Here is a 10,234-nt window from a genome sequence, read left to right as displayed (position 1 = left end):
GCCCTCCGGGCGGCGGGCCGTCCTCGCCGAACCCAGCCGTTCCGCCTGGCAGGCTCACTCAATCCACCGTCCGCGAAGCGGCCGCTTCGATGCCTGATGCCCGCAGCTTCCGCGCCAGGAGCTCCATCTCGGGCAGGGTCCCTGAGTACTGCCCGGTCAAGACCTGCTCCAGCACGGCTCGGACGCCGTCCAGGCCGATGCCGAGTTCCGCCCGCAGCACCCGCATGATGGCGGCGTTCCTCGTCGACGGGGCTACCCGCAACCTTGCCCGCCCGTGCTCGGAGAGCAGTTGGCCCCGCAGTTCCTCCGGCAGGTCACCGCCACACACAGCCAGGGCAAACCCGCAGGCCGGACACGTCGTCTCAACATCCCACCGCAGTGCCTCGCCCACCAGTGCCTGAACACCGCACCACTCCGCCTCGGCACCGCATCCCTGGCACACAGCGGAGTACCTGATGGACTCAACCAAGATCGACTTTTCCATAATCCCACCCCTCAAGAGGAGAGGTTAGACGGCAGGCGGCGAACGTCCTTCCGGGGCGCCAGCATGTCCCCTGACACCCGAGCCGGCGGTCCAGGCCGCGCTGGTCCATGCGCTGACGCTATCTCTCGTGAACATTCCATGGCCCAGTGATCACCAACTGACGCCCAAACCGGCAGACAAACGCTGCTGCTGAACGTGAACAAAGCCAGCCGCTGTCCTCGTAGCGGCCATCAACGAGTGGCTGTGATCAGCACGTGTCCCTAGAGCTCGTAGTCCTGGGCCAGCTCTTCCCAGCGAATGCCGCGAAGAGCAAGATCAGCATTTTCGCCCGACGGGACATCCGGGGTGGCCTGGAACCAGGCCACGATGAGAGCGGAGCGGTGCAGCACTGCGTCGATTTCAGGATCGACCGCTGTAGAGCCGAAAACACCGATGCAAGCCACTGAAGGCAGCACCTCAACGGGGCCGAAGGCGCCGGCGGTCTGGTCCGGGTACTCGCGGGAGGGCGGAACGAGATGAACTGGCGCGAAGGAGAACGCATACTCGGCCTGTCGCAGGAGGCCGCTGACCTTCATGTCGTTGATGCGCTGGCACGGATAGCCCTCCAGCATCCCCCCATAGGTCGTAGACATCCGCAGCTCGGTGAGCTCGATCGAACGACCGGACGAGAGGGATATGTGGCTCAGCGACATGCCGACACCCTATGCGCATGATCCGCTTCCGATACACGCCCTAGAGGCCCACCACGGAAGCAACGCACCACTCGACTGGACAGGTGTGGCCCTTCGGCTGTCTGGACGGTCTGGGGGCCGGGGCGAGCCTGGGGCCGCACCCGGGGGCGTGGCTGATCTGTCAACTCAACTGCGAGCGACCCTCTCCAGGTGCTAGTCGTTGCCGGACACATCATTAGAGCTAGGGCAACGGCATGATTATTCTGGACACGTGCGTCATACGGGGTATGCGCCTCGACGGCAGCGAAGTGGAAGTTCTCCGCGCCATCGTGGCAACCGGGACAGAGCGCGTCGGAGCACCCTCAGTGGCGGTAGAGGAACTCGCGGCCCAGAAGGCCCTGGAGTACGTCGAGGCGCACCGGGCCGCGGCCAGCTCACTCCGAAAGCTCACACACCGGAGCCACCGCACGGAGCCGAAGCTCGAGGAGCCCGACGCCGAGGGTGTGCGGCAGATGTGGCGGAAGAAGTACAGCTTCCTGGACGTACTTACGACGAGCGGTGACGCGGCCCTGGAGGGCCTGTACCGGGAGGCCAACGTGCTGCCGCCCGCCACCACGAAGGGCGAAGGTGACAAGAAGGTGAAGGTCGGCGCACGGGACGTCGCGATCTGGCTGACGGCCGTGGAGTATGCACGGGACCACCCCGACCAGAAGGTCTACTTCGTCAGCAACAACCACAAGGACTTCACCAAGGGCAGCAGCTACCCCCCGCCCATGGACGACGACGTAGCCGACCTGGGCGCCCGCTTCGTTCACCTCACGAACCTTGACGAGCTTCTGGAGACAATCGCTCCGAAGGCCCCGGTCGACGAGGCCGACGCGCGTGGCCTCCTTGAGTTCCACACGGAGTATGTCGCCCTCCGTGCACAAAAGCTCTGGAGCCGCGGCACCTCGCCCATCCACGTCCGAACTCGCGAGGGGGAGGCCATCACGGCCCAGACGTGGGCCTTCCCAACGGAAGTCCGCGTGCAACTCGTCGACGTCAGCGACGTTGAGGCCTACCAACTCGGCTCAAAAAGCTGGATCGTGGCCACCGCCCGCTGGCAGTTCGTCGGCCTAGCCATCAGCAAGACGCCGGTGCAAGCTGCGTGCAATTGGGAGACCCGAATCCTGTTCCCCGCCCGCACCGGGGACGACCACAAGCCGCGGATCATCAAGTCGTCCAGGGCAGTACCCGTCGAGGATGCCTCGGTCATCAACTGGCCACCCATGATGACGAGCGCAGAGTACGTCCAGCGCGCCATCCAAATCGCTGCGGAGGAAGGCCGCAAGCCCACCTGGGTCGAGGTACTTCTAGGGGCGCTGATCTCGTTCCCGAATCTGATGCAACAGAGCTCAGATGTGGACCTGTCGCAGTACCCCCCGTACCAGCCTCTCCAGGTCAAGCACTACCCGCCGCTGGGTACCGGCCTGCCCGAAGTAGAGCAGCCGGAGGACGAGCAGAGCGACGACCAGTGAGGCGACCACGGGCCGATGCGCCCGGGCGCCATGACGGTCAGTCGGGACTGGGAGTCCGCGGGCAGGTCGACCGGGACGATGTCCGCCTCGGCGGTGATCAGCAGGGCGTCGGGCATGCGGACCATGGTGACTCCATCTCTCACAGAGGTGTGCTCTCGGTGTCGGCCGACTGCCGCAACCAGTCAGTCAGTCAGTCAGGGTGTGAAAAGGTGCGCCCTACAACGGCTTTCCGGTACTGCGCCGGAGCTCGGCACGGACCAGACCGCGCCCCGGCAGCGCAGAGCGCCAAGGGCACGGAGGCGGGCGTAGCCATGGCCGACACCCTGAACCGTCTCAACCGCTAGTGTCGCGCCCAGGAGGCACGATCAAGGGGGGACCTTGTCGGGACGGTTGAGGTCGGCACGGATATGGTGGCTAGACACCCCGCGCGCGATCAGATGTGTCGTTTACGTCAGCATCCCACTCGGTTCTCTCGCCATCGGACTGGGCGTCTACGGCGACGGACACGGCTGGTGGGATGATCGCAGCTTCCTGACGAACCTTGCCTCAAGCTTCGCTAGCCTGCTGTTCGGCGTTCCGCTCGCTCTCGTCGTCCTCACCCACCTAAGCGGCATGCAGGCAGAGGTCGCGGAGCGTCGGGCCGCACACCGACGCACGGCAGCGTCTGTGAAGGCGTTCGTCGACGCGTTTCAGGACCTCTTCACTTCCACAGAACGGAGGCATACACATCTGTGGCTGGAGAGGCTGATATGGCAAAACGCCCGGCTGGGTGACCTCCTGATGCAGGGCATGGCAGCGGATCCTGCCGAGGTGGAGACCGCGGCCGCCAATCTGATGGCCCTCCGGAACCGATTGACTCCTCTACTCAGCCAGTGGGCTGAACACCTTGCAAGGCAATGGCAGGTGATCGACCAAGAATGCCGACCGCTCGCCGAGGCTGCTGGGCTGCCCTGGATTGATTCGCGAGACGCTCTGGCCCTCAACAAGATCATTGACGATCTCGTATCTACCGCTCCACAAGGACCACCGGACGCAAGTCGCTTCAGGGCGATCACGTCCATGTACACCGCCGGCTTGCAGGGCGAGCGCCCCAGCACATGGAATCGGGCCAACGCTGAACTCCATCGAGACGTAAATCGCGTGACCGAGTGGTTCGGACTCGCCCACGACATCTCGCTGACGATCACTGGTCAACGCCTACCGACAATGCGGAGTTAGCGGCACCCGCCCAGCAACAGACCCCGTTCAGGCCCCGCCCCCGGCCAACCCCTCCAAGACACCCGACATCCCACAGCGCCCGAGGTCTCGGAGGTGCGAACACAGCACAGGCCCCCTCGATCGCGGCAGAAGTTCGGGTCGATCCCCGAGGACGGACGACCGCACGCGGGGTGTCCTGCAACAGGGCTCGGACGTCTACCTCGCCTTCTTCCTTCTGGACCTCGATCTTGTGGATCAAGTCCACGCACACCGCGGTCGGCTGGTTGCCACCCCGAACGACAAGACAACTATACATTGCATTTATCACTCACGTCTACTTCCGCCCCACACCCCATGGTTCAGCCTGTATCGCCAACTCGCCTCCTTCCAAGCCGAGGAAGGCAGCCGCCCAGCCGGCCCCGCAGACCATGCGGGTCGAGTGGACTAGGGCGGGGCCGGACCCCGGGGCCAGGCCCTGTGCCGTGACCCCAGCGGGACCACGTGGCGGTCCGGCTGGCACTGCGACTCGGCGTCGAGCCGCCGCTCCCCCAGCGCCGTCGCGTCGACTGGGACATGCACTGAGTCAGCTTCACCCGAAGCGGCCTCGCCTTTCGGTGGGGCCGCTTCGGCATGTCCGGGGACGTCTTCACGCGCGGGCGCACGCGGTGTGTCCGGTCAGGCCGCATGGCAGGGCGGCTCCGGGCTCGGGGCGGTGACGGGGAGCGGGCCGGGCTGCGGACCAGGCTGTCGGGGCCGGTCCGTGCTGGCCTGAGCTGAGCGGGGCTGGACCGTGGTGGTGAAGGCCGGCCCGGCCCCGACAGGAAGCAGGCCTCTTCCTCCGGCTATCGCGGAGAAAGAGGTGTCGTCGTGGCGAGGGGGCTTGCCCACGGGGGCTGACCAGGCACGATGCTCAAGATCGCAAAAGTGGGGGTCCCCCTCCCGGTCACACTTCCGGTGCAACTCCTAGTGCACCTCTACGTGCAACCCTCCAGCCCCCTTCCGGTGCAACTGTCGCGGCGCCCCGTCCATATGGGCTTGCCCACCTCCGAAGCGCACCGGATGGCCGGCTCCTGGCTACCCTGCCGGTAGTACCGAAAGTCGTGGCGGCCGGGCTCGCCGGACATCACGTCGTAGCAGTCGGGGCAGGACAGTCCGAGCGAGGCGATCATCCAGCCTCCGGTCGCGACGGTCGTCCCGCACTTCCCGTAGTGGTCGACGTCGGGGGTGGGACAGGTTGCCGGGAGCGGCGCGGTGGTCCTGGTGCTGGGGAAGGCCGGGCGGGCCGCGGTCCAGCTGTGCCGCTGGTACTCGGCGTGGGCGTCCTCCAGGAGGCAGAAGTGGCCGGGGGCGTCCGGGATCGCGTCGGCCTGTGGGCCGTGCACCTCGATGTCCCATGCGGTGGTCGCCTGCCCGTCGCCGAGGGTTGGAGCCCGATCCACGGTCCGCTTGCGGTGGCGGCCGGCCCGGAACCGCGTACGCCTGGCTCTGTACACGAGAACGAGGTCTGGCTCACTTTCCGTTGAGGACTGACTGACCGTAATGTCGAGCCCTATAACCAGCGGTGAGAGGCTGACGTGAGCCAGTACTACAAAGTGGGCGACCAAGCTCTGTGGAACCCGTCCAACGGGGCGTCCCGGCTGTTCATGAACCAGGTCACCGTCTATCAAGCCGAAGTGGGTCTGCCGTCCGGCATCGGCCCCATGGAGGCGGACGAGTGTCAGATCGACCCCATCGCATTCGCAGTGTTCGTCGACGCGCTGCTCGCCTGGCATAGCGAAACCAGGCATGCCGTCATGGCCGCTCTGTCCGAAGGGTTCGTTGCCACGGTGCTGGCCTTGGCTGAGAAAGCGAGCATCGAGGTGAACTGGCAGGCTGCCGAGCGCGCCGAGAGCGACTATCTCCAGACAGCTTCGGATCCCCATGCGAAGGAGTGGACAGCCGCACTACAGCAGAAGTCACGCGAGCTCACCCGGTACGTGGCGACCTGAGGCTCGTCCTTCGACACCCGTGGCCCGACAGCCGGGATTGCCTCCGACCGTCACCCGCGGTGCACGCTTCACGGAAAGTGAACAGAGCCGAAACCGGCTCTGGTCCACCGTCCGTGGAGGCTCACGGATCATGATGTCAGTGGTGTGTGGTGGGATGGCCAGGTTCTGACTGATCTGTTGGGAGACCGTCGTGACGTCTTCGTATCCGTCCCTGACTCGTGCCTTGGCCGACGCTTTGGTCGATGTCCTGTGGTTCATCGACGGCAGCGAAGACGAGCAGATGGATCAGGACGACGCGGTCAAGGTGATGGAGGGCGTCGCCCACGTGGTCAGCACGCTGTCGAATGATCAGCAGCAGGAGCTGACCGCCCTGCTCGGGGAGATGGCAGCCGCCGAGACCAACCCCGCTCGCCGTGAGTTCCTGGAGGAGTTCCCGGAGGGCTTCGGGCTCATCGACGATCTGTCCTGAAGGATTTCAGCATGCCTGAAAGGCAGTCCAAACCGTGCCGCGGCGATGGATCCTCCACCCAGACTCATCCTCCGCTCCGGCGAGGTCTCGACATCTGGCCTACTCGTCTTCAGCGTCGAACCCCCAAGGGTGGGATGACCTGCGGATTCTCTAAGACGTCATCTCATTTGGTCGGTTCGGTAGGCTGCGGGCCGTGGTGAGGATTGTCGAGCGGCTGGTGCCGAACGAGCTGTGGGAGCTGTTCCAGCGAGTGGTGCCGGACGCTCCTTCGCGGCCCCAGGGTGGTGGCCGGCGCCGGCATGGTGACCGAGAGGTGCTGGCTGCGATCGTGTTCGTGGCCACATCGGGCTGCACGTGGCAGCAGCTGCCATCCGCGTCGTTCGGGCCGTCGGGAGCGACAGCCCACCGGCGCTTCTCTGAGTGGACGAAGGCCAGAGTGTGGGCCAAGCTCTACCGCCTGGTCCTCGACGAGCTCGGGGCCCGAGGCGAGCTGGAGTGGTCCCGCTGCGCGATCGACTCGGTGAACATGCGGGCCTTGAAAAGGGGGACCTGACAGGTCCGAATCCTGTGGACCGGGGCAAGTACGGCTCGAAGATTCACTTGATCACTGAGCGGACCGGTCTGCCCATCTCTGTCGGGATCTCGGCGGCGAACTTGCACGACAGCCAGGCCCTGATCCCGCTGGTGAAGGGCATACCGCCGATCCGGTCCCGCCGCGGGCCCCGGCGGCGCAAGCCGGGCAAGCTCCACGGCGACAAGGGCTATGACTACTCTCACTTGCGGAGATGATTACGCGAGCGCGGCATCACCCACCGCATCGCTCGCAAGGGGGTCGAGTCCTCGCAGCGGCTGGGCCGTCATCGCTGGACTATCGAACGCACCATGGCCTGGCTCGCCGGCTGCCGCCGGCTCCACCGACGCTACGAACGCAAAGCCGACCACTTCCTCGCCTTCACCGCCATCGCCTGCACCCTCATCTGCTACCGCAGGCTCATGCCCACCCGGGGCGACAAGGCTCAGGTGTTGGCGGCGCCGTAGTGCAGGACGTTGCCTTGTGGAAGCAGGTATCCGATGTCACGTGTCTGCGGCAGCCTTCCGGCCAGCGTCGATGCGTCGGTGCAGCCGGAGACCTCGAAACCGATGACCCCCAGCCGGAAGGAGGCGATCTTGAAGGTTTCGGTCCCGATGGCAGCCAGCCAACCGTCTAGCACGTCTGACCTGAAGAACGGTCGACCGTCCCAATAGGCGAGTCCCGCCTGATCCAGCGCACCGACGGGGACGTAAAAGTCCAGCCAGTCGCTGCTTTCATCACCGCCCCGGATCGCCACACAACCGCAGACGGCCAGTTGGCCCGTCGGCAGGCGGACCTGGCCGTGGAGGTGGCCGAACTCGGTCAGTGATCCAACGGTGCACGGCACGGGATCCTGCTCCTCAGGCTCACGATCTCTCCGCCCGAAGCACCCTTGAACGTCTGCGGCGGACCACAGAGCACTCAGTACGGCTTGAATCTGCGCATCATCAGTCGATCCAACCTCTATGGCCAGCTCGTAGTAGCCGTTGGACCAGTTGGTCTGGTCCCGGAAGGCGGCAGGACTCGTCATGGCGTGATCATGCGGCAGAGACCTCCCTCGATGCCACCCGCATTCAAGCGCGCGGCCGGACCAATTGAGATGGCCTCTAAAGCCCTTACCCGGAGGCCGCAGTCTGGAGATGATGACCCTTCAGGGGAGAACCAGGGGGGCAAGCCGAGATGCGCAGGACATTTCTTGCCGCTGGGGTGATGCTCAGCTGCATCCTTACGAGCGGGTGTGAGGGCGACGCGGCTTCCACCAGTCCGAGCGAGACGAGGGACACGAGCCGGGCCCAGGTGTGCACGACTCTGGTCACCGCACGAATCGCCCAGATGTGGCGGGAGAGCGTGGGCTCCGAGCTGGCACCCGACGGCCGCGCAGCCGCACGTGAGTTTGACGAGAGGTACCGGCTCGGCTCCCCTGAGTACAACAGCTACCTGCAGCGTCTCCATGAGGGTATGCCTGTGGTGGCACGCGAGATCGCTCTTGTGGGGAAGTCGAAGGATGATGCGATCCTCGCGCAGACAGCGGCCGTAGCCGAGTACGTGCGCCAGGACTGCGAGGTCGCGTACGGCTCGTAGGTCGCCGCGGAGCGACGCGACTCAAGAGCACTCAGACCTTCGCGGTTGCGGGCATAACCTCAACCAGACGGTGGCTCCTGACCACCTGCAAGAACGGCGGCTACGCCCACACCTTGAAGTGGACTCTCCCGGCCAGAGCCCTCCCGGCCGGCCGCAACCACAACACCTGTCCAGGGGCATCCGCACGTCGGCGAAACCTCATCATTCGCACGGGCCGCGTATCTGACATGACCGCGGGTCGAAGGTCCTGCAACATATCTAGGCAGGCCAGCCCCATCGCGGACTCCAGCGTTCGGAAAAGGCCCGGAGTACGTGCAGGCCTGGCTTCGCATCATGAGGTCCGCGCCGGACTGGACGTTCTACGCGTGCACCAAGAGCGTTCCCCTGTTCCGTGAGCACGTGGAACCGGACCCGCCCGCCAAGGTCCCCGCGGCAAGGCGGGTCGAGCCCAAGGCAAGAGCGTGCGGCGCGCGCCTTACTCGTCGGTCGGCGCATGGCCGGCGAGGCGCTCGGGATCGTGCTGCACGCGCTTGAGGGCGGCATCGGCGAGTGCTTCTCGCCGATGGGTGAGTTCCCGGTCGAGCGTCTGCACGGCGTTCTCGGCGAGCCCATCGTCGGTCATCTGCCAATAGTGCGGCTCGTAAGCCTGGCGGACGCGAGTCGGCTGGGAGAAGAGCGCCTTTATCAAGGGGTCGGCGATCGCGTCCGCGGCAGCTTTTAGCCCTTCGGGCGGTTCGGCGTGGCGGATGAGTCCGAATTCGAGAAGGCGCCGACAGCCGTCCTCCCAGGCATCGTGACGCAGGCCGAAGGCCTGCATGCGGGGCCGCGTGGTGAGGAAGACACCCGACGTGCGGTGCTTCCTGGGCGCCCACTGGCTCATCCTTCTCAGGATGAGCCAGGTGGCGACCTCGGAAGGATTGAGCACCTGGATCCAGCCCTTCAGGAAGAAGTCCTTGGGGAGCGTGATCGTCCTGGCGGCTGTCCAGCTACGGACGGGGACGGTATAGAGGTCCGGGGTCGGCATGTCGCCCCGCCCGCCTTCCTTCATGAGCGAGAAGTCCTCGTACAACCGCTGTCCGCGCACGCCCCTGGGCATGGAGACCAAGGCGTCTTCATGGCCGAGTTCTTCCAGAGTTGTCAGGGCTCCCTTGACTTGCCGAAGCCGCAGGTCCTCCAGCTTCCTCGTGCGCCACCGTTCCTCCGCGCGCGCACTACCGCGGAGCTCGGGAGGCATGTTCTTCAACGCGGCGTCGTACGCGCCCGATGCGGTGTCGTACGCACCGTCGATGGCAACGAGGGTGGACCACGATTCGACGCCCTTCAGCGGGCGAACGTTGCGCCGGAGGTGTCCTGTGTGCAGCCTGCACTGCGCCTCAAAGAGGGCCAGCAGGTAGAAGCGCAGCGCTATGCCCCGTGGAAGGACCAGCTTGGTGAGTCTCGATCGTTGCCCGTCGGCCCGCAGCAGAGCGCTGCGCAGGACGATCGAGTGCGGCTTTTGCCGGCCTTCCAGATTCCGCCCAGGGCCTCAGACGCTTTCGTGACTGAGCCGGTCCTGCGCATTTGCTGCAGTCGGCGCAGTCTGCGCTCGTTCGTCTCCTGTGCATCAGCCACGAAGGAAGGTTAGCGTTTTGATCCCGCAGTTTTGATCCGGGTTAAGGCCTTGCTAGAAGGCCTTAACCCGGATCAAAACGTTGATCACGTCCTGACGAAGGCTCTTCCAGGCCCCTCACCATGGACTACAGGCCCGCTCAACGTG

At 65.5% G+C, this 10,234-nt stretch carries 11 protein-coding genes and 1 pseudogene; 7 read left to right on the top strand and 5 right to left on the bottom strand.

Translation table 11 applies throughout. The features are described 5' to 3' along the window. Window positions 1-58 precede the first annotated feature (58 nt). Together ACFQ7Q_RS11060 and ACFQ7Q_RS11055 are read right to left on the bottom strand one after the other, a co-directional pair. Complete coding sequence (locus ACFQ7Q_RS11060; protein WP_383552341.1) at window positions 59-484, bottom strand: hypothetical protein; 426 nt, start codon at window positions 482-484, stop codon at window positions 59-61. Window positions 485-744: 260 nt separating this feature from the next. Then, window positions 745-1,176, bottom strand: a complete 432-nt coding sequence (locus tag ACFQ7Q_RS11055; protein ID WP_383552338.1) for a hypothetical protein — start codon at window positions 1,174-1,176, stop codon at window positions 745-747. A 233-nt stretch (window positions 1,177-1,409) separates the two neighbouring features. Here ACFQ7Q_RS11055 and ACFQ7Q_RS11050 point away from each other — a divergent pair, with 233 nt between their 5' ends. Both ACFQ7Q_RS11050 and ACFQ7Q_RS11045 read left to right on the top strand, forming a co-directional pair. Next, window positions 1,410-2,672, top strand: a complete 1,263-nt coding sequence (locus ACFQ7Q_RS11050; RefSeq protein WP_383552335.1) for a PIN domain-containing protein — start codon at window positions 1,410-1,412, stop codon at window positions 2,670-2,672. A 378-nt stretch (window positions 2,673-3,050) separates the two neighbouring features. Beyond that, on the top strand, window positions 3,051-3,890 hold the full coding sequence (locus tag ACFQ7Q_RS11045; RefSeq protein ID WP_383552332.1) for a hypothetical protein: 840 nt from the start codon (window positions 3,051-3,053) through the stop codon (window positions 3,888-3,890). 953 nt (window positions 3,891-4,843) lie between these two features. Here the strand turns inward: ACFQ7Q_RS11045 and ACFQ7Q_RS11040 are convergent. Next, window positions 4,844-5,308: a hypothetical protein gene (locus ACFQ7Q_RS11040; RefSeq protein WP_383552329.1), complete on the bottom strand. Its 465-nt coding sequence runs from the start codon at window positions 5,306-5,308 to the stop codon at window positions 4,844-4,846. Between the two features lie 135 nt (window positions 5,309-5,443). Here ACFQ7Q_RS11040 and ACFQ7Q_RS11035 point away from each other — a divergent pair, with 135 nt between their 5' ends. The 3 genes and pseudogenes from ACFQ7Q_RS11035 (at window position 5,444) to ACFQ7Q_RS11025 (ending at window position 7,364) form a co-directional block, all read left to right on the top strand. Beyond that, window positions 5,444-5,857 carry a DUF6086 family protein gene (locus ACFQ7Q_RS11035; protein ID WP_383552327.1) on the top strand — a complete coding sequence of 138 codons (414 nt, stop codon included), beginning with the start codon at window positions 5,444-5,446 and terminating at the stop codon, window positions 5,855-5,857. 223 nt (window positions 5,858-6,080) lie between these two features. Beyond that, on the top strand, window positions 6,081-6,326 hold the full coding sequence (locus ACFQ7Q_RS11030; protein ID WP_383552324.1) for a hypothetical protein: 246 nt from the start codon (window positions 6,081-6,083) through the stop codon (window positions 6,324-6,326). Window positions 6,327-6,528: 202 nt separating this feature from the next. Next, window positions 6,529-7,364, top strand: a pseudogene (locus ACFQ7Q_RS11025) (IS5 family transposase). Here the strand turns inward: ACFQ7Q_RS11025 and ACFQ7Q_RS11020 are convergent. Beyond that, entirely contained in the window at window positions 7,343-7,927 is a 585-nt protein-coding gene (locus tag ACFQ7Q_RS11020; protein WP_383552321.1) for a hypothetical protein, read from the bottom strand. The pseudogene ACFQ7Q_RS11025 and the gene ACFQ7Q_RS11020 overlap by 22 nt on opposite strands. Before the next feature lie 317 nt (window positions 7,928-8,244). Here ACFQ7Q_RS11020 and ACFQ7Q_RS11015 point away from each other — a divergent pair, with 317 nt between their 5' ends. Next, on the top strand, window positions 8,245-8,478 hold the full coding sequence (locus tag ACFQ7Q_RS11015) for a hypothetical protein (RefSeq protein WP_383552318.1): 234 nt from the start codon (window positions 8,245-8,247) through the stop codon (window positions 8,476-8,478). A 312-nt stretch (window positions 8,479-8,790) separates the two neighbouring features. Further along, entirely contained in the window at window positions 8,791-9,012 is a 222-nt protein-coding gene (locus ACFQ7Q_RS11010; protein ID WP_383552316.1) for a hypothetical protein, read from the top strand. Here ACFQ7Q_RS11010 and ACFQ7Q_RS11005 read toward each other — a convergent pair. After that, window positions 8,954-9,721: a hypothetical protein gene (locus ACFQ7Q_RS11005; protein ID WP_383552314.1), complete on the bottom strand. Its 768-nt coding sequence runs from the start codon at window positions 9,719-9,721 to the stop codon at window positions 8,954-8,956. The genes ACFQ7Q_RS11010 and ACFQ7Q_RS11005 overlap by 59 nt on opposite strands. Window positions 9,722-10,234: the final 513 nt, after the last annotated feature.

The sequence above is a fragment of the Streptomyces sp. NPDC056527 genome, assembly GCF_042794475.1.
GTDB lineage: Bacteria > Actinomycetota > Actinomycetes > Streptomycetales > Streptomycetaceae > Streptomyces.
The sequence above is the reverse complement of the archived record's forward strand: the minus strand, read 5'-3'. Positions and strand labels throughout refer to the sequence as shown.